Annotated in this window: 36 protein-coding genes; all 36 read left to right on the top strand. The window is 68.7% G+C overall.

Annotated elements, in window-relative coordinates:
• Positions 1 to 354: 354 nt before the first annotated feature.
• The 36 genes from ACGF5C_RS03760 (at position 355) to rplQ (ending at position 23,035) form a co-directional block, all read left to right on the top strand.
• Entirely contained in the window at positions 355 to 702 is a 348-nt protein-coding gene (locus ACGF5C_RS03760) for a hypothetical protein (RefSeq protein WP_393296493.1), read from the top strand.
• Between the two features lie 494 nt (positions 703 to 1,196).
• Positions 1,197 to 1,571 (top strand): 30S ribosomal protein S12, encoded by a 375-nt coding sequence (gene rpsL / locus ACGF5C_RS03755; RefSeq protein WP_007465318.1) that lies wholly within the window; start codon positions 1,197 to 1,199, stop codon positions 1,569 to 1,571.
• 1 nt (position 1,572) lies between these two features.
• Entirely contained in the window at positions 1,573 to 2,043 is a 471-nt protein-coding gene (gene rpsG / locus ACGF5C_RS03750; protein WP_013735957.1) for a 30S ribosomal protein S7, read from the top strand.
• Between the two features lie 75 nt (positions 2,044 to 2,118).
• Positions 2,119 to 4,215 (top strand): elongation factor G, encoded by a 2,097-nt coding sequence (gene fusA / locus ACGF5C_RS03745; RefSeq protein ID WP_393264992.1) that lies wholly within the window; start codon positions 2,119 to 2,121, stop codon positions 4,213 to 4,215.
• Between the two features lie 220 nt (positions 4,216 to 4,435).
• Positions 4,436 to 5,629 (top strand): elongation factor Tu, encoded by a 1,194-nt coding sequence (gene tuf, locus ACGF5C_RS03740; protein ID WP_357692539.1) that lies wholly within the window; start codon positions 4,436 to 4,438, stop codon positions 5,627 to 5,629.
• Between the two features lie 350 nt (positions 5,630 to 5,979).
• Entirely contained in the window at positions 5,980 to 6,288 is a 309-nt protein-coding gene (rpsJ, locus tag ACGF5C_RS03735; RefSeq protein ID WP_007073037.1) for a 30S ribosomal protein S10, read from the top strand.
• 11 nt (positions 6,289 to 6,299) lie between these two features.
• On the top strand, positions 6,300 to 6,965 hold the full coding sequence (gene rplC / locus ACGF5C_RS03730; protein WP_357460245.1) for a 50S ribosomal protein L3: 666 nt from the start codon (positions 6,300 to 6,302) through the stop codon (positions 6,963 to 6,965).
• Positions 6,962 to 7,612: a 50S ribosomal protein L4 gene (gene rplD, locus ACGF5C_RS03725; RefSeq protein ID WP_393296354.1), complete on the top strand. Its 651-nt coding sequence runs from the start codon at positions 6,962 to 6,964 to the stop codon at positions 7,610 to 7,612. The genes rplC and rplD overlap by 4 nt, the downstream gene beginning before the upstream one ends.
• Entirely contained in the window at positions 7,609 to 7,911 is a 303-nt protein-coding gene (gene rplW / locus ACGF5C_RS03720) for a 50S ribosomal protein L23 (protein WP_076466668.1), read from the top strand. Before rplD ends, rplW begins: the two co-directional genes overlap by 4 nt.
• A 12-nt stretch (positions 7,912 to 7,923) precedes the next feature.
• Complete coding sequence (gene rplB / locus ACGF5C_RS03715) at positions 7,924 to 8,763, top strand: 50S ribosomal protein L2 (RefSeq protein ID WP_046567215.1); 840 nt, start codon at positions 7,924 to 7,926, stop codon at positions 8,761 to 8,763.
• 12 nt (positions 8,764 to 8,775) lie between these two features.
• Entirely contained in the window at positions 8,776 to 9,057 is a 282-nt protein-coding gene (gene rpsS / locus ACGF5C_RS03710; protein ID WP_007073032.1) for a 30S ribosomal protein S19, read from the top strand.
• Positions 9,058 to 9,097: 40 nt separating this feature from the next.
• Positions 9,098 to 9,556 (top strand): 50S ribosomal protein L22, encoded by a 459-nt coding sequence (gene rplV, locus ACGF5C_RS03705; protein ID WP_091102565.1) that lies wholly within the window; start codon positions 9,098 to 9,100, stop codon positions 9,554 to 9,556.
• The gene (gene rpsC / locus ACGF5C_RS03700) at positions 9,556 to 10,410 is read left to right on the top strand and encodes a 30S ribosomal protein S3 (protein WP_393296352.1); all 855 of its coding nucleotides are present in this window, start codon (positions 9,556 to 9,558) and stop codon (positions 10,408 to 10,410) included. Before rplV ends, rpsC begins: the two co-directional genes overlap by 1 nt.
• A 3-nt stretch (positions 10,411 to 10,413) precedes the next feature.
• Complete coding sequence (gene rplP / locus ACGF5C_RS03695; RefSeq protein ID WP_073834927.1) at positions 10,414 to 10,839, top strand: 50S ribosomal protein L16; 426 nt, start codon at positions 10,414 to 10,416, stop codon at positions 10,837 to 10,839.
• On the top strand, positions 10,839 to 11,075 hold the full coding sequence (rpmC, locus tag ACGF5C_RS03690; RefSeq protein WP_007073028.1) for a 50S ribosomal protein L29: 237 nt from the start codon (positions 10,839 to 10,841) through the stop codon (positions 11,073 to 11,075). Before rplP ends, rpmC begins: the two co-directional genes overlap by 1 nt.
• Complete coding sequence (gene rpsQ / locus ACGF5C_RS03685; protein ID WP_088998356.1) at positions 11,072 to 11,347, top strand: 30S ribosomal protein S17; 276 nt, start codon at positions 11,072 to 11,074, stop codon at positions 11,345 to 11,347. Before rpmC ends, rpsQ begins: the two co-directional genes overlap by 4 nt.
• Before the next feature lie 97 nt (positions 11,348 to 11,444).
• Positions 11,445 to 11,813, top strand: a complete 369-nt coding sequence (gene rplN, locus ACGF5C_RS03680; protein WP_007465279.1) for a 50S ribosomal protein L14 — start codon at positions 11,445 to 11,447, stop codon at positions 11,811 to 11,813.
• Positions 11,810 to 12,130, top strand: a complete 321-nt coding sequence (rplX, locus tag ACGF5C_RS03675; RefSeq protein ID WP_172896341.1) for a 50S ribosomal protein L24 — start codon at positions 11,810 to 11,812, stop codon at positions 12,128 to 12,130. The genes rplN and rplX overlap by 4 nt, the downstream gene beginning before the upstream one ends.
• On the top strand, positions 12,130 to 12,699 hold the full coding sequence (gene rplE, locus ACGF5C_RS03670; protein ID WP_350681992.1) for a 50S ribosomal protein L5: 570 nt from the start codon (positions 12,130 to 12,132) through the stop codon (positions 12,697 to 12,699). Before rplX ends, rplE begins: the two co-directional genes overlap by 1 nt.
• A gap of 1 nt (position 12,700) precedes the next feature.
• Entirely contained in the window at positions 12,701 to 12,886 is a 186-nt protein-coding gene (locus tag ACGF5C_RS03665) for a type Z 30S ribosomal protein S14 (RefSeq protein ID WP_007073023.1), read from the top strand.
• A gap of 73 nt (positions 12,887 to 12,959) precedes the next feature.
• Positions 12,960 to 13,367 (top strand): 30S ribosomal protein S8, encoded by a 408-nt coding sequence (gene rpsH / locus ACGF5C_RS03660; protein WP_013288624.1) that lies wholly within the window; start codon positions 12,960 to 12,962, stop codon positions 13,365 to 13,367.
• A gap of 16 nt (positions 13,368 to 13,383) precedes the next feature.
• A complete protein-coding gene (rplF, locus tag ACGF5C_RS03655) occupies positions 13,384 to 13,926 on the top strand; it encodes a 50S ribosomal protein L6 (RefSeq protein ID WP_350711533.1) in 543 nt (180 codons plus the stop codon).
• Positions 13,923 to 14,312, top strand: a complete 390-nt coding sequence (gene rplR, locus ACGF5C_RS03650; protein WP_091102576.1) for a 50S ribosomal protein L18 — start codon at positions 13,923 to 13,925, stop codon at positions 14,310 to 14,312. The genes rplF and rplR overlap by 4 nt, the downstream gene beginning before the upstream one ends.
• A gap of 33 nt (positions 14,313 to 14,345) precedes the next feature.
• Positions 14,346 to 14,960: a 30S ribosomal protein S5 gene (gene rpsE, locus ACGF5C_RS03645; RefSeq protein WP_007073019.1), complete on the top strand. Its 615-nt coding sequence runs from the start codon at positions 14,346 to 14,348 to the stop codon at positions 14,958 to 14,960.
• Positions 14,960 to 15,142, top strand: coding sequence for a 50S ribosomal protein L30 (gene rpmD / locus ACGF5C_RS03640; protein WP_007073018.1), 183 nt, complete (start codon positions 14,960 to 14,962; stop codon positions 15,140 to 15,142). The genes rpsE and rpmD overlap by 1 nt, the downstream gene beginning before the upstream one ends.
• Positions 15,142 to 15,585, top strand: a complete 444-nt coding sequence (gene rplO, locus ACGF5C_RS03635) for a 50S ribosomal protein L15 (RefSeq protein ID WP_350711532.1) — start codon at positions 15,142 to 15,144, stop codon at positions 15,583 to 15,585. The genes rpmD and rplO overlap by 1 nt, the downstream gene beginning before the upstream one ends.
• 235 nt (positions 15,586 to 15,820) lie before the next feature.
• A complete protein-coding gene (gene secY, locus ACGF5C_RS03630) occupies positions 15,821 to 17,149 on the top strand; it encodes a preprotein translocase subunit SecY (protein WP_393296350.1) in 1,329 nt (442 codons plus the stop codon).
• Positions 17,150 to 17,803, top strand: coding sequence for an adenylate kinase (locus ACGF5C_RS03625; RefSeq protein WP_350711529.1), 654 nt, complete (start codon positions 17,150 to 17,152; stop codon positions 17,801 to 17,803).
• A gap of 93 nt (positions 17,804 to 17,896) precedes the next feature.
• Positions 17,897 to 18,748 carry a type I methionyl aminopeptidase gene (gene map / locus ACGF5C_RS03620; RefSeq protein ID WP_350711527.1) on the top strand — a complete coding sequence of 284 codons (852 nt, stop codon included), beginning with the start codon at positions 17,897 to 17,899 and terminating at the stop codon, positions 18,746 to 18,748.
• 431 nt (positions 18,749 to 19,179) lie between these two features.
• Positions 19,180 to 19,401, top strand: a complete 222-nt coding sequence (gene infA, locus ACGF5C_RS03615; protein ID WP_007073013.1) for a translation initiation factor IF-1 — start codon at positions 19,180 to 19,182, stop codon at positions 19,399 to 19,401.
• Positions 19,402 to 19,494: 93 nt separating this feature from the next.
• Positions 19,495 to 19,608: a 50S ribosomal protein L36 gene (rpmJ, locus tag ACGF5C_RS03610; RefSeq protein WP_012184307.1), complete on the top strand. Its 114-nt coding sequence runs from the start codon at positions 19,495 to 19,497 to the stop codon at positions 19,606 to 19,608.
• A gap of 263 nt (positions 19,609 to 19,871) precedes the next feature.
• Positions 19,872 to 20,252, top strand: a complete 381-nt coding sequence (rpsM, locus tag ACGF5C_RS03605) for a 30S ribosomal protein S13 (RefSeq protein ID WP_043965541.1) — start codon at positions 19,872 to 19,874, stop codon at positions 20,250 to 20,252.
• A gap of 18 nt (positions 20,253 to 20,270) precedes the next feature.
• On the top strand, positions 20,271 to 20,678 hold the full coding sequence (gene rpsK, locus ACGF5C_RS03600) for a 30S ribosomal protein S11 (protein WP_007073011.1): 408 nt from the start codon (positions 20,271 to 20,273) through the stop codon (positions 20,676 to 20,678).
• 14 nt (positions 20,679 to 20,692) lie between these two features.
• The gene (gene rpsD, locus ACGF5C_RS03595) at positions 20,693 to 21,319 is read left to right on the top strand and encodes a 30S ribosomal protein S4 (RefSeq protein WP_350711525.1); all 627 of its coding nucleotides are present in this window, start codon (positions 20,693 to 20,695) and stop codon (positions 21,317 to 21,319) included.
• A gap of 98 nt (positions 21,320 to 21,417) precedes the next feature.
• Positions 21,418 to 22,440, top strand: a complete 1,023-nt coding sequence (locus ACGF5C_RS03590; RefSeq protein ID WP_091079335.1) for a DNA-directed RNA polymerase subunit alpha — start codon at positions 21,418 to 21,420, stop codon at positions 22,438 to 22,440.
• 34 nt (positions 22,441 to 22,474) lie between these two features.
• Entirely contained in the window at positions 22,475 to 23,035 is a 561-nt protein-coding gene (gene rplQ / locus ACGF5C_RS03585; protein ID WP_393296348.1) for a 50S ribosomal protein L17, read from the top strand.
• Positions 23,036 to 23,066: the final 31 nt, after the last annotated feature.

Genomic DNA, 23,066 nt, shown 5'->3' with positions numbered 1-23,066 from the left:
GCGGCGGTGGACGCCGAGACGTCGACAGGAGGACCCGTGACGGAACCGGCGCGCTACCCGGGAAGCGACCCCGCGGCGCCCCCCGCCACGCACCCGGACGCCGCCCCGTCCGACGCGGGGCAGTGGGCGCGGCCCGACGCGGCTGCCCCGCCCGCCCCGACGGGACACCCGCCACCGCCCGCAGCTGGCGGCTGGGGTGCGCCTCCGGGCCCGGGTCCCGGCGTGGCTCCCGGTTCGGGTCCCGGCTGGGGTGGCGGCTCCGCCTTCCCGGCACTGACGCCTCCGCCTCCGCCGCCGCGGGAGCCGGGCCGGCCGCCGAAGCGGGTCGAGGCGGTCGCCGGCACGCCGTTCGGCGTGGTGCACCTGGACGTGCCCCCGGTCACCTCCGGCCTCGCCGTCGGTTCTCTGGTGGCCGGGATAGTCTCGATCCTCGTCGCGCTGCTGGTGGTCTGCTTCGGCGCGGTCGCCGGCATGGGCGGCGCCTGGGCGGCCGGCGCCTTCACCGTGCTGGGCGTGCTGGCGGGGGCGGGCGCGGTCGTCGCCGGCCTGTTCGGGCTGCGGCAGATCCGCCGTGCGGCGCCGCCGCCGGCGGTCCGGTTCGCCGGGCGGGGGCTGGCGGTGGCCGGCGTGAGTTGCGGCGGGGCGGGACTGCTGCTCAGCCTGCTCGGGCTGGGGCTGGCGTTGCTGGTGGCGCTGGCGTGACGCGGAGCCGCGACGGCGGGCGTGAGCGGGGCCGCCCCGGGGTCGACGGGCCGGTTCCTGGGGAAGCCGGTACACTTGTGACCGTAGGTGCCCATCACGGGCGGGCAGGCGCGACGGGTTCGATCGGCGGGCGGGTGAGACGCTACGCCGGCCACTCCGTTTTGACCTGTGCGGTTGTGGTAGGTACTCTTTCCCCTTGTGCCCGGGCAAGCCCGGGCGACTCGTGCGTGCGCTGGATCCGGCGAGCCGGAGATCGCGCGGGAGCACGACAAAGCCAAAGACCCGGCGCGCGGCCTGCCGTGTGCCGGTGAAAGACCCCGGTCGACACGCGCGAGCGCCGACGCCGGGACCGTGAGCTGGGCGACACGCCCGACCGCGGGTGCCGGGACCTCCGCGAGGTGGCCCTGGCCGGAATGTAGGAGAGCCGGTCATCAGGTCGGCTACGGCAGAAGGCGCGGCCGCCACACAGCGGCCGAAGGGAGCGGAGAAGCCCGGTGCCCACCATTCAGCAGTTGGTCCGAAAGGGCCGTCAGGCCAAGACGACCAAGACCAAGACCCCGGCGCTCAAGGGGTCTCCCCAGCGGCGCGGCGTGTGCACCCGCGTGTACACCACCACCCCGAAGAAGCCGAACTCGGCGCTCCGCAAGGTCGCTCGTGTCAAGCTCAGCAGCCAGATCGAGGTGACCGCCTACATCCCGGGCGTCGGCCACAACCTGCAGGAGCACTCGATCGTGCTCGTCCGCGGCGGCCGTGTGAAGGACCTTCCCGGCGTGCGGTACAAGATCGTTCGCGGCTCGCTGGACACCCAGGGTGTCCGCAACCGCAAGCAGGCTCGCAGCCGCTACGGCGCGAAGAAGGAGAAGAGCTGAGATGCCGCGTAAGGGACCCGCTCCGCGGAAGCCGCTGGTCGCTGACCCGGTGTACAACTCGCCGCTGGTCACCCAGCTGGTGAACAAGATCCTCCTGCGCGGTAAGCGCCAGCTCGCCGAGCGCATCGTCTACGCGGCCCTCGAGGGCTGCCGCGAGAAGTCCGGCACCGACCCGGTCGTCACCCTCAAGCGGGCGATGGACAACGTCAAGCCGACCCTCGAGGTGCGCAGCCGCCGCGTCGGTGGCGCCACCTACCAGGTCCCGGTCGAGGTCCGCCCGGCCCGGGCGACCACCCTGGGCCTGCGTTGGCTGGTCACCTACTCCCGCGCCCGTCGCGAGAAGACCATGGTCGAGCGGCTGATGAACGAACTGCTGGACGCGAGCAACGGCCTCGGTGCCGCCGTCAAGCGGCGCGAGGACACGCACAAGATGGCCGAGTCCAACAAGGCCTTCGCGCACTACCGCTGGTAACACCCTGGTTCCGGCGTCCGCGTGACGCCGGAACCGCCACCAGTTGTGTCGAGACGACGATAAGTAGGGATTGAAGTGGCCGCCGCAGACGCGCTCGCCAACGTACGCAACATCGGCATCATGGCCCACATCGATGCCGGTAAGACCACCACCACCGAGCGGATCCTGTTCTACACCGGCATCACGTACAAGATCGGTGAGGTCCACGAGGGCGGTGCCGTCATGGACTGGATGGAGCAGGAGCAGGAGCGTGGTATCACCATCACCTCCGCTGCTACCAAGTGTGAGTGGAAGGGCCACACGATCCAGATCATCGACACGCCCGGCCACGTCGACTTCACGGTCGAGGTCGAGCGGTCGCTGCGGGTGCTGGACGGCGCGGTCGCGGTCTACGACGGCGTCGCCGGCGTGGAGCCGCAGACGGAGAACGTCTGGCGGCAGGCGGACAAGTACAACGTCCCCCGGATGTGCTTCGTCAACAAGCTCGACCGGACCGGTGCCGACTTCTTCCGCTGCGTGCAGATGATGATCGACCGGCTCAACGCCACCCCGCTGGTGCTCCAGATCCCGATCGGCGCCGAGTCCGACTTCATCGGCGTGGTCGACCTGGTCGAGATGCGGGCGCTGACCTGGCGCGGGGAGACCCAGAAGGGCGAGGACTACGCGGTCGAGGAGATCCCGGCCGACCTCGCCGACTCCGCCGCCGAGTGGCGCGAGAAGCTGATGGAGACCCTGGCCGACGTCGACGACGCGGTGATGGAGAAGTACCTGGAGGGCGAGGAGATCTCCGTCGAGGAGATCAAGGCCGCCATCCGTCGGGCCACCATCGCCGGCAAGGCCAACCCGGTCCTCACCGGCACCGCCTTCAAGAACAAGGGCATCCAGCCGATGCTGGACGCGGTCATCGCGTACCTGCCGTCGCCGCTGGACATCCCGGCGATCGAGGGCACCGCCACCGACGGCGAGACGCCGATGCAGCGCAAGCCGTCCGTCTCGGAGCCGTTCTCCGGCCTGGCCTTCAAGATCCAGACGGACAAGCACCTCGGCAAGCTCACCTACGTCCGGATCTACTCCGGCACGCTCGAGTCCGGCTCCCAGGTGGTCAACTCCACCAAGGACCGCAAGGAGCGGATCGGCAAGATCTACCAGATGCACGCCAACAAGCGGGAAGAGCGCAGCTCTGCCCAGGCCGGCGACATCATCGCGGTGCAGGGTCTCAAGCAGACCACCACCGGTGACACCCTGTGCGACTCGGCGAACCCGGTCATCCTGGAGTCGATGACCTTCCCGGAGCCGGTCATCGAGGTCGCCATCGAGCCGAAGACCAAGGCCGACCAGGAGAAGCTCAGCACCGCCATCCAGCGGCTGGCCGAGGAGGACCCGACCTTCCGCGTCAAGCTGGACGACCAGACCGGCCAGACGGTCATCTCCGGCATGGGCGAGCTGCACCTGGACATCCTGGTCGACCGGATGCGCCGCGAGTTCAACGTCGAGGCCAACATCGGCAAGCCGCAGGTGGCGTACCGCGAGACCATCCGCCGCAAGGTGGAGAAGGTCGAGTACACCCACAAGAAGCAGACCGGTGGTTCCGGCCAGTACGCCCGGGTGATCATCAGCCTGGAGCCGCTGCCGCTGGGCAACGACGCCCCGACCTACGAGTTTGCCAACGCCGTGACCGGTGGCCGCATCCCCCGGGAGTTCATCCCGTCGGTGGACGCGGGCGCGCAGGACGCCATGCAGTACGGCATCCTCGCCGGCTTCCCCCTGGTGGGCGTCAAGCTCACCCTGGTGGACGGCCAGTACCACGAGGTCGACTCGTCGGAAATGGCATTCAAGATCGCCGGCTCGATGGCGATGAAGGAGGCGGCCCGCAAGGCCGACCCCGCGCTGCTCGAGCCGATGATGGCCGTTGAGGTCACCACTCCCGAGGAGAACATGGGTGACGTCATCGGCGACCTCAACTCCCGCCGTGGCATCATCCAGGCGATGGAGGAGCGCAGCGGCGCCCGCGTCGTCCGGGCCCTGGTGCCGTTGTCGGAGATGTTCGGCTACGTCGGCGACCTGCGGTCGAAGACCCAGGGCCGGGCTAGCTACAGCATGCAGTTCGACTCCTACGCCGAGGTTCCGGCCTCGGTCGCGAAGGAGATCATCGCCAAGGCGACGGGTGAGTGACCTCACCTGACGTGCTCCGATGATCCGGGGCGGTCGCGGGAGGGTGCTCCCCGCCCGCGGCCACCTCGGTCGGGATGCGTGAGACCGGGCCTGTAGGCTTCATCGCCGCAGAACCCACCAAAGCTCTCCGGCCGCTAGGCCGGAAAGGCTGTCGACAGAGTCCTAAGCGCCGACCGGCGCGCCGGGGCGAACGAACCAAGAAGTCCACAGGAGGACACCAGTGGCGAAGGCGAAGTTCGAGCGGACTAAGCCGCACGTCAACATCGGCACCATTGGTCACATCGACCACGGTAAGACGACGCTGACGGCGGCCATCACCAAGGTCCTGCACGACCAGTACCCGGACCTGAACCCGTACACGCCGTTCGACGAGATCGACAAGGCGCCGGAGGAGAAGGCCCGCGGCATCACGATCTCCATCGCGCACGTCGAGTACCAGACCGAGGCGCGGCACTACGCGCACGTCGACTGCCCCGGTCACGCCGACTACATCAAGAACATGATCACCGGTGCCGCGCAGATGGACGGCGCGATCCTGGTGGTCGCGGCGACCGACGGCCCGATGCCGCAGACCCGCGAGCACGTGCTGCTGGCCCGCCAGGTCGGCGTGCCCTACATCGTCGTGGCGCTCAACAAGAGCGACATGGTCGACGACGAGGAGCTCCTGGAGCTCGTCGAGCTCGAGGTCCGCGAGCTGCTCTCGTCGCAGGAGTACCCGGGTGACGACCTGCCGGTCGTCCGGGTCTCGGCGCTGAAGGCCCTCGAGGGCGACCCCGAGTGGACCGGCAAGCTGCTGGACCTGATGACCGCTGTCGACACCGCGATCCCGCAGCCGGAGCGCGAGACCGAGAAGCCGTTCCTCATGCCGATCGAGGACGTCTTCACGATCACCGGCCGCGGCACCGTGGTCACCGGCCGCGCCGAGCGTGGCATCCTCAAGCCGAACGAGGAGGTGGAGATCGTCGGCATCCGCGAGAAGTCGATGAAGACCACCTGCACCGGCATCGAGATGTTCCGCAAGCTGCTCGACGAGGCCCGCGCGGGTGAGAACGTCGGTCTGCTGCTGCGTGGCATCAAGCGCGAGGACGTCGAGCGCGGCATGGTCGTCATCAAGCCGGGCACCACGACCCCGCACACGGAGTTCGAGGCGACGGTCTACATCCTCTCCAAGGAGGAGGGCGGCCGGCACACCCCGTTCTTCCAGAACTACCGTCCGCAGTTCTACTTCCGGACCACGGACGTCACCGGTGTCGTCACGCTCCCCGAGGGCACCGAGATGGTCATGCCGGGTGACAACACCACCATGACGGTGAAGCTGATCCAGCCCATCGCCATGGAGGAGAACCTCAAGTTCGCGATCCGCGAGGGTGGCCGCACCGTCGGCGCCGGGTTCGTCACCAAGATCATCAAGTGAGCTGGGTAACCCCGATTAGACCCGCCGCCAGTCGTGCGGCATACTAGTCAGGTTGCGTAACGACAGTTCGCTGCCCGTGTTCGGCTTTCGTCGAACCTCCGGGCTGCAGGACAGTCGGGCGTAGGGTGGTTGGCGGCGCGTCCGCCAACCACCCTCGCACGGCGTTCAGGTCGCGGTAGTGCGATCGGCGCCTTGACCCACCGCGCGGTCAGAATCGCTCCGGAGTCCCGGGGCGGAGCCTGGCCCGGGAGCGCGACACGCCCGACCGCGGGGGTCGGCGAAGAGGGCCTGTACCAGCCGGTACAGGCGCCCGCAACACAGCGGCATCGAGAGAAGGAACAGAAGCCACCATGGCGGGACAGAAGATCCGCATCCGGCTCAAGGCCTATGACCACGAGGTCGTCGACTCCTCGGCTCGGAAGATCGTCGAGACGGTGACGCGTACCGGGGCGCAGGTCGCGGGCCCGGTGCCGCTGCCCACGGAGATCAACCGTTTCTGCGTTATCCGCTCGCCGCACAAGTACAAGGACTCGCGCGAGCACTTCGAGATGCGCACGCACAAGCGGCTGATCGACATCATCGACCCGACCCCGAAGACGGTCGACTCGCTCATGCGCCTCGACCTGCCGGCTGGCGTCGACATCGAGATCAAGCTGTAGGGACCGGACAAATGGACAGGCAAGTCAAGGGGATCCTGGGCGCAAAGCTCGGCATGACCCAGGTCTGGGACAACAACCGCGTTGTCCCGGTGACCGTGGTTCAGGCCGGCCCGTGCGTCATCAGCCAGGTTCGTAGCGCCGACAAGGACGGTTACTCCGCGGTCCAGCTGGCGTACGGCACGATCGACCCGCGCAAGGTCAAGAAGCCGATCAGCGGGCACTACGCGAAGGCCGACGTCGCGCCGCGCCGGCACATCGTCGAGCTGCGCACCGCCGACGCGGCGGACTACTCGCTCGGCCAGGAGATCACGGTCGAGGAGTTCCCGGCCGGTGTCTCGATCGACGTGACCGGCAAGACCAAGGGCAAGGGCTACGCCGGCCCGATGAAGCGTCACGGCTTCCACGGTCTGCGCGCCAGCCACGGTGTCGAGCGCAAGCACCGCTCGCCGGGCTCCATCGGCGCCTGCGCCACCCCGGGTCGTGTCTTCAAGGGCACCCGGATGGCCGGCCGGATGGGTGGCGTGCGCTACACCGTCCAGAACCTGACCGTCCAGGCGGTCGACACCGAGAACAACCTCCTGCTCGTCCGCGGCGCCATCCCCGGCCCCAAGGGCGCGCTGGTCCTGGTCCGCACCGCGGCCAAGACCAAGGTGAAGAAGGGCGGTGTGGCCAAGTGACCACCGTTGACGTCCTCTCCGTCGAAGGCAACAAGAGCGGCGCCGTCGAGCTGCCCGCCGACATCTTCGACGTCCAGGCCAACGTCGCGCTGATGCACCAGGTCGTGGTGGCCCAGCTCGCGGCGGCCCGGCAGGGCACGCACAAGGTCAAGACCCGCGGCGAGGTCGCCGGTGGCGGCAAGAAGCCGTACAAGCAGAAGGGCACCGGTCGTGCCCGGCAGGGCTCGATCCGCGCGCCGCAGTTCGCCGGCGGTGGCGTGGTGCACGGTCCCGTGCCGCGCGACTACAGCCAGCGCACCCCGAAGAAGATGAAGGCCGCCGCCCTGCGTGGCGCCCTGTCGGACCGGGCCCGCGCCGGGCAGGTGCACGTCGTCGAGGCGTTCGTCTCGGGCGAGAAGCCGTCGACCAAGGCCGCCCTGGCCACGCTGGCCAAGCTGACCGAGGCCCGCCGGGTCCTGGTCGTGCTGAGCAGCACCGACGAGCTGAACTGGGTGTCGCTGCGCAACGAGCCGCGGGTGCACCTGATCGAAGCCGGCCAGCTCAACACGTACGACGTGCTGGTGGCCGACGACGTGGTCTTCACGAAGGACGCCCTGGACGAGTTCCTCGGTGTTCCCGCCGAGACCACCGAGGAGGGTGGCAAGTGAGCACGATCGCCGACCCGCGCGACATCATCGTGGCGCCGGTCGTCTCGGAGAAGAGCTACAGCGAGCTGAACCGCAACTGGTACACCTTCCTGGTGCACCCGGACGCGAACAAGACCGAGATCAAGATCGCTATCCAGCAGATCTTCAACGTCCGCGTCCTGACGGTCAACACGCTCAACCGCGAGGGCAAGCGCAAGCGGACCCGCACCGGGTTCGGCAAGCGCAAGGACACCAAGCGGGCGATGGTGAAGCTGGCTGACGGTGACCGTATCGAGGCCTTCGGCGGCCCGGTCAGCTGAGGGGTGTAGACAATGGCTATCCGTAAGTACAAGCCGACGACGCCGGGCCGGCGTGGCTCGAGCGTCGCCGACTTCGCCGAGATCACCCGGTCGACGCCCGAGAAGTCGCTGCTGGCTCCGCTGCCGAAGAAGGGCGGACGCAACGCCCACGGCCGGATCACCACGCGGCACCACGGTGGCGGTCACAAGCGCCAGTACCGTCTGATCGACTTCAAGCGGGTCGACAAGGACGGCGTGCCGGCGAAGGTCGCCCACATCGAGTACGACCCGAACCGCACCGCGCGCATCGCGCTGCTGCACTACGCCGACGGCGAGAAGCGTTACATCATCGCGCCGAAGGACCTGAAGCAGGGCGACGCGGTCGAGTCCGGTCCGGGCGCCGACATCAAGCCGGGCAACAACCTGCCGCTGCGCAACATCCCGGTCGGTACCACCATCCACAACGTGGAGCTGCGCCCGGGCGGCGGCGCCAAGCTGGCCCGCTCGGCCGGCGTCGGCATCCAGCTGCTCGGCCGCGAGGGCGCGTACGCGACCCTGCGCATGCCGTCCGGTGAGATCCGGCGGGTCGACGTCCGCTGCCGCGCCAGCATCGGCGAGATCGGCAACGCCGACCAGTCGAACATCAACTGGGGCAAGGCCGGCCGGATGCGGTGGAAGGGCAAGCGCCCGACCGTCCGTGGTGTCGCGATGAACCCGGTCGACCACCCGCACGGTGGTGGTGAGGGTAAGACCTCCGGCGGTCGCCACCCGGTCAACCCGCAGGGTAAGCCCGAGGGCCGCACCCGTCGTAAGGGCCAGCCGAGTGACCGGCTGATCGTCCGCCGCCGCTACGCCACGCGTAAGCGCGGCTGAGGGAGATAAGACATGCCTCGCAGCCTGAAGAAGGGCCCGTTCGTCGACGACCACCTGCTCAAGAAGGTGGAGACGCAGAACGACAAGGGCTCGAAGAACGTCATCAAGACCTGGTCGCGGCGCTCGACGATCATCCCGGAGATGCTGGGTCACACGATCGCCGTGCACGACGGACGCAAGCACGTCCCGGTGTTCGTGACCGAGGCGATGGTCGGGCACAAGCTCGGCGAGTTCGCGCTGACCCGCACGTTCAAGGGTCACGAGAAGGACGACCGGAAGAGCCGTCGGCGCTGACGCCGCGGGCATACGGATAGAGGAACAAGGGGTTACAGCGATGCCAGGAAAGGGCGACGCTCCGGTGCTTCCGGGCGCGCGGGCGGTTGCGCGGCACGTGCGCATCTCGCCGATGAAGGCGCGCCGGGTGGTCAACCTCGTCCGCGGCCTGCCCGCGAAGGAGGCGCTAACGGTGCTGCAGTTCGCGCCGCAGGCTGCGAGCGAGCAGGTGTACAAGGTGCTCGCGAGCGCGATCGCCAACGCGGAGAACAACGAGCGGCTGGACCCCGACGCGCTGCTCGTCAGCGAGGCGTACGTGGACGAGGGCCCGACCATGAAGCGGTTCCAGCCGCGGGCGCAGGGCCGGGCGTACCGGATCCGCAAGCGCACCTGCCACATCACCGTCGCGGTCGAGGCCGTGGCGCCGGCCGCGCCGAAGAAGGCCGCGGCGAAGAAGGCGGCCCCGGCGAAGCAGGCGGAGCCGGCTGAGACGCAGAGCAAGACGGAGGGCGCCGAGTAATGGGTCAGAAGGTTCACCCGCACGGGTTCCGGCTCGGCATCTCGACCGACTGGAAGTCCCGCTGGTTCGCGGACAAGCTCTACAAGGACTACATCGGCGAGGACGTCAAGATCCGCCGCATGATGTCCAAGGGCCTCGAGCGTGCCGGCATCTCCAAGGTCGACATCGAGCGCACCCGGGACCGGGTCCGCGTCGACATCCACACCGCCCGGCCGGGCATCGTCATCGGCCGTAAGGGTGCGGAGGCCGACCGGATCCGTGGCGAGCTCGAGAAGCTGACCGGCAAGCAGGTCCAGCTGAACATCATCGAGGTGAAGAGCCCCGAGTCGGACGCGCAGCTCGTCGCCCAGGGCGTCGCCGAGCAGCTGTCCAGCCGGGTCAGCTTCCGTCGGGCGATGCGCAAGGCCATGCAGTCCGCGATGAAGAACCCGGTCTGCAAGGGCATCCGGGTCCAGGTCTCGGGCCGTCTCGGCGGCGCCGAGATGAGCCGGACCGAGTTCTACCGCGAGGGCCGGGTCCCGCTGCACACGCTGCGGGCCAACATCGAGTACGGCTTCTTCGAGGCCCGTACCACCTTCGGCCGGATCGGCGTGAAGGTCTGGATCTACAAGGGCGACGCGGTGCCGGGTCGGGAGACCCCGGCCGAGGCTCCGTCGCGCCCGCGCCGTGAGCGCGGCGACCGCCCCGAGCGGCCGCGCCGTGGTCGGTCCGGCTCGGCCGGCACGACCGCCGGTGGCACCGAGGCCGGCCGGGCCGCCGCGACCACCATCGCGCAGCAGGCCGAGACGCCGAGTGGTGACGCGGTGGATCCCGCCGCCGTCTCCGCCGCGGCAGAAACGCAGCAGGAGGGCTGACAGATGCTGATGCCGCGCAAGCCCCCGAAGGGCTTCCGCAAGCCGCACCACCCGGACCGCCACGGCGCGTCCAAGGGTGGTAACCGGGTGGTGTTCGGCGAGTTCGGGATCCAGGCTCTCGAGCCGGCGTACGTGACCAACCGCCAGATCGAGTCGGCACGTATCGCGATGACCCGCCACATCAAGCGTGGTGGCAAGGTCTGGATCACGATCTTCCCGGACCAGGCCCTCACCAAGAAGCCGGCCGAGACCCGGATGGGTTCCGGTAAGGGTTCGCCCGAGTGGTGGGTCGCCAACGTGAAGCCGGGGCGGGTCCTCTTCGAGATGTCCTTCCCCAACGAGCAGATCGCGCGAGAGGCGATGCGTCGCGCGATCCACAAGCTCCCGATGAAGTGCCGCATTGTTACGCGCGAAGTGGGTGAATCCTGATGGCAGCGGGCGTTAAGGCCTCCGAGCTGCGTGAGCTCTCCGAGGAGGAGCTGGTCACGAAGCTGCGCGAGGCCAAGGCGGAGCTGTTCAACCTCCGCGTGCAGGCCGCAACCGGGCAGCTGGACAACAACCGGCGGCTGCAGGTCATCCGTCGGGAGATCGCCCGGATCTACACGATCATGCGTGAGCGCGAGCTGGGTCTCTCGGCCGCGCCGACTGAGGTGACTGCATCATGAGCGAGAACACCACCGCCGCCGCGCGGGCCCGCCGCAAGGTGCGTGAGGGCCTCGTGGTCAGCGACAAGATGGAAAAGACCGTCGTCGTCGAGGTCGAGGACCGGGTCAAGCACGCGCTGTACGGCAAGATCATGCGCCGTACCAGCAAGCTGAAGGTGCACGACGAGCAGAACACCGCCGGCATCGGCGACCGGGTCCTGATCATGGAGACCCGGCCGCTGTCCGCCACCAAGCGGTGGCGGCTCGTGGAGATCCTGGAAAAGGCCAAGTAGCGAAGGCTCAAGCTCGCCCGGCGTCAGTCGGGCGCGGGTTCCGCCAGGCTCCGGCCGCCTCGTGCGGCCGGAGAACCGGCAGACATAGGAGATAGACGTGATTCAGCAGGAGTCGCGACTGCGCGTCGCCGACAACACGGGTGCTCGGGAGATCCTGTGCATCCGGGTTCTCGGTGGCTCCGGTCGGCGCTACGCGAGCATCGGCGACGTCATCGTGGCCACCGTCAAGGACGCGATCCCGGGTGCCGGTGTGAAGAAGGGCGACGTCGTCAAGGCCGTCGTCGTTCGCACCGCCAAGGAGAGGCGGCGGCCGGACGGTTCGTACATCCGTTTCGACGAGAACGCCGCCGTCATCATCAAGGACGGCGGGGACCCGCGCGGCACCCGTATCTTCGGCCCGGTGGGTCGGGAGCTGCGGGACAAGCGGTTCATGAAGATCATCTCTCTCGCGCCGGAGGTGTTGTGACCGTGAAGGTCAAGAAGGGCGACACGGTCGTCGTCATCGCCGGCAAGGACAAGGGTGCCAAGGGCAAGGTCATCGCGGCCTACCCGCGGCAGGACAAGGTCCTGGTCGAGGGCGTGAACCGGGTCAAGAAGCACACCCGCATCAGCACCACCCAGCGTGGCGCCAAGACCGGTGGCATCGTCACCCAGGAGGCCCCGATCCACGTCTCGAACGTGCAGGTCCTGGACTCCGACGGCAAGCCGACCCGCGTCGGTTACCGGATCGACGAAAACGGCCAGAAGGTCCGCATCGCGCGTAGCACCGGTAAGGACCTGTGATGACCACGGCTACCGAAACCAAGACCATGCCGCGCCTCAAGGAGCGGTACCGCAACGAGATCGTGGCCCAGCTGCAGGAGCAGCACAAGTACGGCAACCCGATGCAGGTGCCGCGGCTGGTCAAGATCGTCGTCAACATGGGTGTCGGCGAGGCCGCCCGGGACGCCAAGCTGATCGACGGCGCCGTCCGGGACCTGGCCACCATCACCGGCCAGAAGCCGCAGGTGCGGCGGGCGACCAAGTCCATCGCGCAGTTCAAGCTCCGCGAGGGCATGCCGATCGGCGCGAAGGTGACCCTCCGCGGCGACCGGATGTGGGAGTTCCTGGACCGGCTGCTGTCGATCGCGCTGCCGCGTATCCGCGACTTCCGCGGTCTCGACGGGCGCAAGCTCGACGGGCACGGCAACTACACGTTCGGTCTGACCGAGCAGTCGGTGTTCCACGAGATCGACCAGGACAAGATCGATCGGCAGCGGGGCATGGACATCACGGTGGTCACGACCGCCACGACCGACGACGAGGGCCGGGCGCTGCTCAAGCTCCTGGGCTTCCCGTTCAAGGAGAACTGAGATGGCCAAGAAGGCGCTGATCCTCAAGGCGGCCGCGAAGCCGAAGTTCTCGGTTCGCGCGTACACCCGCTGCCAGCGGTGCGGGCGTCCCAAGGCGGTCTACCGCAAGTTCGGTCTCTGCCGGGTGTGCATCCGGGAGATGGCCCACCGCGGTGAGCTGCCCGGCGTGTCCAAGGCTTCCTGGTAATAGCTATTGCTCTTCGCCGTAGGCCCGGGGCTCACCGCCCCGGGAACCCCGGCGAGAAAGGCTGACGAATTCCATGACGATGACCGACCCGATCGCAGACATGCTCACGCGTCTGCGTAACGCCAACCAGGCGTACCACGACCGGGTGACGATGCCCTACTCGAAGATCAAGGCGAACATCGCCGAGGTCCTCAAGGCCGAGGGTTACATCGCCACCTGGTCGGTCGAGGAGCCCGAGGAGGGCGCCGTCGGCAAGCGACTGGTCGTCGAGCTGAAGTACGGCCAGAACCGGGAGCGGAGCCTGGCCGGCATCAAGCGTGTGTCCAAGCCCGGTCTGCGGGTTTACGCCAAGTCGGACGGGCTCCCGCGGGTGCTCGGCGGGCTGGGCGTGGCGATCATTTCGACGTCCCAGGGGCTGCTCACCGACCGGCAGGCCCGCAAGCGGAGCGTTGGCGGGGAAGTCCTCGCCTTCGTCTGGTAACGGGAGACAGGTAGAAATGTCGCGTATTGGACGTAAGTCGATCCCGGTGCCAGCCGGCGTCGACATCACGATCGACGGGCAGACCGTCAAGGTCAAGGGCCCGAAGGGCGAGCTCTCGCACACCCTGGCCGAGCCGATCACGATCGACCGGGCCGAGGACGGGCAGCTGAACGTCAACCGCCCGAACGACGAGCGCAAGGCCAAGGAGCTGCACGGCCTCAGCCGTACCCTGGTCGCCAACATGATCGTCGGCGTCACCGAGGGCTACCGCAAGAGCCTGGAGATCGCCGGCACCGGTTACCGCGTGACCGCCAAGGGCAAGGACCTGGAGTTCGCGCTCGGGTTCTCGCACCCCGTGCTGGTTCCGGCGCCGGACGGCATCACCTTCACGGTGGAGAAGCCGACGCTGTTCCACGTGGCCGGCATCGACAAGCAGCTCGTCGGTGAGGTTGCCGCCAACATCCGGAAGATCCGCCCGCCGGAGCCCTACAAGGGCAAGGGCGTGAAGTACCAGGGCGAGGTCATCCGCCGCAAGGCTGGAAAGGCAGGTAAGAAGTGAGCGCCACGCTGCTCAAGCGCCGCCGCGGCGTCGCCGCCAAGCGTGCCGTCGGGCGTGCGCGCCGGCACTTCCGGGTCCGCAAGAACATCAGCGGCACCGCCGAGCGTCCCCGCCTCGTGGTCACCCGCTCCCTGCGGCACATCGTCGCCCAGATCGTGGACGACACCAAGGGTCACACCCTGGCGTCGGCCTCGACCCTGGACGCCTCGCTGCGCGGCTCGGAGGGCGACAAGAGCGCCCTGGCCGGCAAGGTCGGCGCCCTGCTCGCCGAGCGGGCCAAGGCCGCCGGCATCTCCAAGGTCGTCTTCGACCGCGGTGGCAACCGGTACGCGGGGCGGGTCGCCGCGCTTGCCGACGCCGCCCGCGAAGCCGGGCTCGAGTTCTAGAAACCCCGTCACGAGAGAGAAGGAAGGCTGCTGATGCCAGGTCAACAGCGCCGTGGCGGCGGGTCCGGTGGCAACGAGGGTGGTCGCCGCGACAACCGCCGTGAGGGCGGCCGCGGAAACGCGCCCGTCGAGAAGACCCCGCACCTCGAGCGGGTCGTCGCGATCAACCGCGTCGCCAAGGTCGTGAAGGGTGGTCGTCGCTTCAGCTTCACCGCCCTGGTGATCGTGGGCGACGGCGACGGCACCGTCGGTGTGGGCTACGGAAAGGCCAAGGAGGTGCCCGCGGCGATCGCCAAGGGCGTCGAGGAGGCCAAGAAGCACTTCTTCAAGGTGCCGCGGATCGCCTCCTCCATCCCGCACCCGGTGACGGGTGAGGCTGCGGCCGGTGTGGTGCTGCTCAAGCCGGCTTCCGCCGGTACGGGTGTCATCGCCGGTGGTCCGGTGCGTGCCGTGCTGGAGTGCGCGGGTATCCACGACGTGCTCTCCAAGAGCCTCGGTTCGTCGAACCCGATCAACATCGTGCACGCCACCGTGGCGGCGCTGAAGGGGCTCGAGTCCCCCGAGGCCGTCGCCGCCCGTCGTGGCCTGCCGGTCGAGGACGTCGCGCCGGCCGCCATGCTGGCGTCGCGGGCGGGGGTGGCTTCCTGATGGCTCGCCTGAAGGTCACCCAGGTCCGGTCCGAGATCGGGACCAAGCAGAACCAGCGTGACTCGCTGCGCTCGCTCGGTCTCAAGCGGATCAACGACGTGGTGGTCAAGGAGGACCGTCCGGAGATCCGCGGCATGATCTTCGCGGTCAACCACCTCGTGAAGGTCGAGGAGGTCGAGTAATGACGATCAAGGTCCACCACCTGCGCCCGGCGCCCGGTGCCAAGACCGCGAAGACCCGCGTGGGTCGCGGTGAGGGCTCGAAGGGCAAGACCGCCGGTCGCGGTACCAAGGGTTCCAAGGCCCGCAAGAACATCTCGGCGGCGTTCGAGGGTGGGCAGATGCCCATCCACATGCGCCTGCCGAAGATGAAGGGCTTCAAGAACAAGTTCAAGGTGGTCTTCCAGGTGGTCAACCTGGACCGGCTCGCCGAGCTGTTCCCGAACGGCGGCCAGGTCGGCCCGCTGGAGCTCGTCGAGGCCGGCGCGGTCCGCAAGGGCCAGCCGGTCAAGGTCCTCGGCACCGGGGACCTCGGCGGGGTCGCCCTCCAGGTGTCGGCGCACGCGTTCAGCGCGTCGGCCAAGGAGAAGATCGCCGCCGCCGGTGGCACCGTCACCGAGCTGTAAGAGCTGTACGACACATGGCGCCCGCTCAGTTGTCCCAACTGGGCGGGCGCCATGGTCTCCCCGGCATGTGTGCGCCGGGTAACATCGGATTCGGTTTATGTAGCCGGGCACATCTGCCCGGACCGGGATCGGGCTGTTAGAGTCCCTTCCCAGCTATGGATATCGGGCGCTCGCCCGGCACCCACCCCGACCCGCCCGGGTTCACCGGCGGCCCGCCGCGCGCAGGAGGAAGAAGTTGCTGTCCGCCTTTCTCAGTGCGTTCCGTACGCCTGACCTGCGCAAGAAGCTGCTGTTCACAGTAGGCATCATCGCGGTCTACCGGCTCGGGGCTACGCTGCCCAGCCCGGGTGTCTCGTACGGCAACGTGCAGAAGTGCCTCGACACCCTGGAGAACGGCTCCACCGGGGTCCTCAACCTGCTCAACCTCTTCTCCGGCGGCGCGCTGCTGCAGCTCTCGGTCTTCGCGCTGGGCATCATGCCCTACATCACCGCGTCGATCATCCTGCAGCTGCTGACCGTGGTCATCCCCCGGCTCGAGCAGCTCCGCAAGGAGGGCCAGGCCGGGCAGGCGAAGATCACCCAGTACACCCGCTACCTGACGCTGGGCCTGGGCGTCCTCCAGGCGTCGGCGTTCGTGGCGCTGGCCCGCTCCGGGCAACTGTTCCAGAACCAGTGCGACCAGTTCCCGATCATCCCCGAGGGCACCGGGATCCCGGACTGGCTGACGCTGACCCTCCTGGTCATGACGATGACCGCCGGCACCGGCGTGGTGATGTGGCTCGGTGAGCTGATCACCGACCGGGGCGTCGGCAACGGCATGTCCGTCCTGATCTTCACCTCGATCGCGGCCCGGCTTCCCAGCGAGGGCTGGCAGATCAAGCAGACCGGCGGCTGGGGCAAGTTCGTCCTCGTCATCGCGCTGGTCCTGGTGGTCATCACCGCGGTCACCTTCATCGAGCAGGCGCAGCGCCGGATCCCGGTGCAGTACGCCAAGCGGATGATCGGCCGGCGCATGTACGGCGGCACCTCGACCTACATCCCGCTGAAGGTCAACCAGGCGGGTGTCATCCCGGTCATCTTCGGCTCGTCGCTGCTCTACCTGCCCCAGTTGGCGCTGCAGTTCTTCGACCAGACCAACCCGGGCAAGACCCAGACGTGGATCCAGAACAACCTGGTCGACCCGACCAGCCCGATCTACATCTCGGTCTACTTCCTGCTGATCATCTTCTTCACGTACTTCTACGTCTCGATCACGTTCAACCCGACCGAGGTCGCGGACAACATGAAGAAGTACGGCGGCTTCGTGCCGGGCATCCGCCCCGGCAAGCCGACCGCCGACTACCTCGACTTCATCCTCAGCCGGATCACCCTGCCGGGCGCCCTTTACCTCGGCATCATCTCGATCCTGCCGAACTTCTTCTTCATCTGGCTGGACAAGCAGCAGTACCTGAACTTCCCGTTCGGCGGCACCGCTGTCCTGATCATGGTCGGCGTCGGTCTGGAGACCACCAAGCAGATCGAGAGCCAACTGATGCAGCGGAACTACGAAGGGTTCCTGCGGTAGATGAGACTCGTTCTGGTTGGCCCGCCGGGTGCGGGCAAGGGTACGCAGGCCGAGTTCATCGCCGCGCACCTCTCGGTCCCGAAGATCTCGACCGGTGACATCTTCCGGTCGAACGTCTCCCAGGGCACGCCGCTGGGGATCGAGGCGAAGCGCTACATGGATGCCGGCGAGCTGGTGCCCGACGAGGTCACGATCAACATGGTGCGGGACCGGCTCGCCGAGCCGGACGCCGCCGAGGGCTTCCTGCTCGACGGCTTCCCGCGCACCACGCCGCAGGCCGCCGCGCTGGACAAGCTCCTCGCCGACCTGGGCACCGCGCTCGACCTGGTGCTGGAACTCGTGGTCGACGACGACGAGGTGATCCGGCGGCTCTCCGGCCGGCGTACGTGCCGGGGCTGCGGCAAGATCTGGCACGTCGAGTTCGACGCGACCACCCGCGAGGGCATCTGCGACCGGTGCGGCGCCGAGCTGTTCCAGCGCGACGACGACAAGCCGGAGACCATCGCCACCCGCCTGCGGGAGTACGCGGACAAGACCGCGCCGCTGGTCGACTACTACGGCGCCCAGGGCAAGCTGGTGGGCATCGACGCCACCGGCCCGGTGGAGGACGTCACGCTCCGCGCCATCGACGCCCTGCGGTCGTACGGCGGCTGACGTCCCGCCGGGCTCCGGCGGATAGAGTGCGAAGAGCGGGGTGCGTCCGACGTGCCCCGCTCTTCGGCTTCGGCAACGAAAGGTAACGGCTCCATGCGTCGTCCCCAGCTGGACATCCAGCTGAAGACCCCTGACCAGATCGAGAAGATGCGGGCCGCCGGGCTGGTGGTCGCCGAGGCGCTGCGTCGGATGCGGGAGGCGGTCGCCCCCGGGGTCAGCACCGCCGACCTGGACGCCATCGCCGAGTCGACCATCCGCGAGGCCGGCGCCGTCCCCTCGTTCAAGGGCTACCACGGCTTTCCGGCATCGATCTGCTCGTCGGTGAACGAGCAGGTCGTGCACGCCATCCCGGCACCGCAGCAGGTGCTCCGCGACGGGGACCTGATCTCGATCGACTGCGGCGCGGTGCTCGACGGTTGGCACGGCGACGCCGCGATCACGGTCGGCGTGGGCGAGGTCGACCCGGCGCTGCTCAAGATGGCCGAGGTGGCCGAGGACGCCATGTGGGCGGGCATCGCCGCCGCCGCCCGCGGGGCGGCCAGCGGCAAGGGCCGGCTCACCGACATCTCGCACGCGGTGGAGAACGCCGTCCGCAAGGGCGGCCGGTACGGCATCGTCGACGGCTACGGCGGCCACGGCATCGGCACCGAGATGCACCAGGACCCGCACGTGCTCAACCACGGACGCCCGGGCAAGGGCCCCCGCCTGGTGCCGGGCATGGCGCTGGCGATCGAGCCGATGATCACGATGGGCTCGCCCCGGACGGTGGAGCTCTCCGACGGCTGGACCGTGGTCACCCGGGACCGGTCGATGGCGGTGCACGTCGAGCACACGATGGCGCTGCTCCCGGACGGCGTCTGGGTGCTGACCGCACCGGACGGCGGTCGCGCCCGGCTCGGCGAACTCGTCACCTCCCGTCAGCCCGCCGACTCGCCGGCCGTCTGATCCGACGAGGGTCGGCCTGAACCGCCCGAGCACGACGAGCGGTCGCCGCGGGCGTACGGGCGGCGGGACGCCCTCGTCGGCGGCCCGCCGGCGCCTGTCGTCCCCGGCGGCGCCGGAGCTCGCGACGCTGGCGGGGCCCTGTCCTGTTCCTGGTCGAGGCGCCCGCCGGACCGGAACGCCGGGCGGGTGACCTGGATGCCTGATTGTCGCCTTTCGGGTGGTCCGACGCTCCGGAGGGTGGCCGGTTTGGCGACGGCCCGCAGGCGGGCGTACACTTTCTGATCGGCGCACAGCGTCCACTCCGGCATGCCCACCCCGCGCTTCGGTGGGAGTCGGAGCCGCGGCTGGCGCGGGCTTCCTGATCTTGATCGGTCGCCCGTGTAAGACGTTGTGGGCCGTCCGGAGTAACCGACGTCAGGACAGCGGAGGACATGCCGAAAAAAGACGGAGCCATCGAGATCGAGGGTCGGGTCATCGAGCCCCTGCCGAACGCAATGTTCCGCGTGGAGCTCGCGAACGGCCACAAGGTGCTGGCTCACATCAGCGGCAAGATGCGGCAGCACTACATCCGCATCCTGCCGGAGGACCGGGTCGTCGTCGAACTCTCGCCGTACGACCTGACCCGCGGGCGCATCGTCTACCGCTACAAGTAAGCCTGACGACGGCCGGGACGTCCCCGTGTCCGTCTTCGACGTCCGGTGTCGCGCCTCGGCGCGTCGTCGGGCCAGATGGGAAGTAAGGCAACCGTGAAGGTCAAGCCGAGCGTCAAGAGGATCTGCAACAAGTGCCGGGTCATTCGCCGGCACGGCCGGGTCATGGTCATCTGCACCGACCCGCGCCACAAGCAGCGCCAGGGCTGAACCAGTTCCGACCGGCCGTGTGACAACGGTCGGTCGTAATCGGTCCGGGCCGCGGATCCAGACAACGAATCATTTGCTCGTCCCAGCCGCGGGCGGTGCGCGTCGCGTACCTCTTCGTGGTTGACCCCCGGTCGGAGGCCGGGGCCCGCTCGGGCAGCGACCGTTTCCGGTCGCCGGCGCACGACGCCGGAGGCGGAACGGTCGGTAGCGGGGTGGGACGGGTCCACACCTCCGCCAGAACACCACGAGGAGCACGCCCGCACATGGCACGTCTAGTCGGCGTCGACCTCCCCCGCGAGAAGCGGATGGAGATCGCGCTCACCTACATCTTCGGCGTGGGTCGGACCCGCGCCCTGGAGACGCTCGCCGCCACCGGCATCTCGCCGGACAAGCGCGCCCGGGACCTCACGGACGAGGAGCTGGTCCAGCTCCGCGACCACATCGAGGGCAACTACAAGGTTGAAGGCGACCTGCGCCGCGAGGTCGCCGCTGACATCCGCCGCAAGGTCGAGATCGGCTGCTACGCCGGCATCCGGCACCGCCGGGGCCTGCCCGTGCGTGGCCAGCGGACCCGGACCAACGCGCGGACCCGCAAGGGCCCGAAGCGGACCGTGGCCGGCAAGAAGAAGCCCGGCAAGAAGTAAATAGGAGCGCACAGACTTATGCCACCGAAGGCTCGTGCCGGAGCCGCTGTCAAGAAGGTCCGGCGCAAGGAACGCAAGAACGTCGCCCACGGGCAGGCGCACATCAAGAGCACCTTCAACAACACCATCGTGTCCATCACGGACCCGACCGGTGCGGTCATCTCCTGGGCCTCCGCGGGCCAGGTGGGCTTCAAGGGCTCCCGCAAGTCGACCCCGTTCGCCGCGCAGCTCGCCGCCGAGGCCGCCGCGCGCCGGGCGATGGAGCACGGCATGCGCAAGGTCGACGTGTTCGTCAAGGGCCCCGGCTCCGGCCGGGAGACCGCCATCCGTTCGCTGCAGGCCGTGGGCCTGGAGGTCGGTCAGATCTCCGACGTGACCCCGCAGCCGCACAACGGGTGCCGTCCGCCGAAGCGTCGCCGGGTCTGAGAGGTTAGAGAGAGATGGCTCGTTACACCGGTGCTGACTGCCGCCGTTGCCGGCGGGAGAAGATGAAGCTGTTCCTCAAGGGCAGCAAGTGCGATGGCCCGAAGTGCCCGTTCGAGTCCCGGCCGTTCCCGCCCGGGCAGCACGGCCGCGGTCGCACGAAGGAGACGGAGTACCTGCTCCAGCTCCGTGAGAAGCAGAAGGCCCGCCGTGTCTACGGCGTGCTGGAGAAGCAGTTCCGCGGTTACTACGAGGAGGCCGTGGCCAAGCAGGCCAAGACCGGTGAGGTCCTCCTGCAGATCCTCGAGTCGCGGCTGGACAACGTGGTCTACCGGGCCGGCTACGCCAAGTCCCGGGACATGGCCCGCCAGCTGGTCAAGCACGGTCACTTCACGGTGAACGGCAAGAAGGTCGACATCCCGTCGTACCGCGTCAAGGAGCACGACATCATCGAGGTCCGGGGCAAGAGCAAGGAGCTCACCCCGTTCATCGTGGCGCAGGCCGAGGCCGGCTCGCGGTCGGTTCCGGCGTGGCTCGAGGCGATCCCCAGCCAGATGAAGATCCTCGTGCACTCGCTCCCGGCCCGCCAGGTCATCGACACGCAGGTCCAGGAGCAGCTGATCGTCGAGCTCTACTCCAAGTAGTCGGAGCTCGTTGCGGTGGCCCGCCCGACACGGGCGGGCCACCGGAACAGTTTGTCGTGGGCGTCATATGGCGGGCGCCCCGGAAGAGAAGAGAAGACATGCTCATCAGCCAGCGACCGACCCTCTCCGAGGAGTCGATCAACGAGACCCGGTCCCGGTTCACCATCGAGCCGCTGGAGCCGGGCTTCGGCTACACCCTGGGCAACTCGCTGCGGCGTACGCTGCTGTCGTCGATCCCGGGTGCGGCGGTCACCTCGATCAAGATCGACGGTGTGCTGCACGAGTTCACCACGATCCCCGGTGTCAAGGAGGACGTGGTCGAGCTCGTCATGAACATCAAGGAGCTCTGCGTCAGCTCCGAGCACGACGAGCCGGTCAGCATGTACCTGCGCAAGCAGGGCCCCGGCGACGTGACCGCGGGTGACATCCAGCCGCCGGCCGGCGTCTCGGTGCACAACCCCGACCTGAAGCTCGCCACCCTCAACGGCAAGGGTCGGCTCGACATGGAGCTGACCGTCGAGCGGGGTCGCGGCTACGTCACGGCGGCGCAGAACAAGCAGGCCGGCGCCGAGATCGGCCGGATCCCGGTCGACTCGATCTACTCGCCGGTGCTCAAGGTGACCTACCGCGTCGAGGCGACCCGTGTCGAGCAGCGGACGGACTTCGACCGGCTGATCATCGACGTCGAGACCAAGCCGTCGATGGGCCCGCGTACCGCGCTGGCCTCGGCCGGCTCGACGCTGGTGGAGCTGTTCGGTCTGGCCCGGGAACTGGACGAGACCGCCGAGGGCATCGACATCGGGCCGTCCCCGCAGGACGCCCAGCTCGCGGCGGACCTGGCGCTGCCGATCGAGGAGCTGGACCTGACCGTCCGCTCCTACAACTGCCTCAAGCGCGAGGGCATCAACTCCGTTGGTGAGCTCATCGGGCGTACCGAGGCCGACCTCCTCGACATCCGCAACTTCGGTCAGAAGTCGATCGACGAGGTCAAGATGAAGCTCGCCGGGATGGGTCTGGGGCTGAAGGACTCGGCCCCGAACTTCGACCCGGCGCACGTCGTGGACACCTTCGGCGAGGCCGACTACGACACCGACGACTACCGCGAGACCGAGCAGCTCTAGTCCGCGCTGCCGCCACACCTGAGGAGCACCAAGCATGCCCACGCCCACCAAGGGCCCCCGCCTCGGCGGCAGCCCCGCGCACGAGCGGCTGATGCTGGCCAACCTGGCCACTGCGCTGTTCCAGCACGGCAAGATCCAGACCACCGAGACGAAGGCCCGGCGGCTGCGTCCGCTGGCCGAGCAGCTCATCACCAAGGCCAAGCGCGGCGACCTGGCGTCCCGCCGGCGGGTGCTGGGCGTCGTCAAGGACAAGGACGTGGTCTACGCCCTGTTCGACCAGATCGCGCCCCGGTACGCCAACCGCAACGGTGGCTACACCCGGATCGTGAAGACCGGTCCGCGCAAGGGTGACGCCGCGCCGATGGCGATCATCGAGCTGGTCGAGGAGCTTCAGGTCGCCGAGCCGAAGGCGAACAAGAAGACCGCCGCCCGCAAGGCCGCGCAGCAGGACAAGGTCGAGGCGCTCGCCCCGGCCGAGGAGGCCCCGAAGTCGAACACGGGCGACCAGGACGCCGAGGCGCCCGTGTCGGCGTCCGGCGACACCGCCGCCGCCCGCGAGGACAGCGACGAGGCCGGCGAGAACCACACGGCCTGATCCAGGCCACCGTCGGGCCCGCCACCCCACG

Source organism: Micromonospora sp. NPDC047620 (assembly GCF_043205005.1).
Lineage (GTDB): Bacteria > Actinomycetota > Actinomycetes > Mycobacteriales > Micromonosporaceae > Micromonospora.
This window is presented reverse-complemented; position numbering and strand designations above follow the sequence as displayed.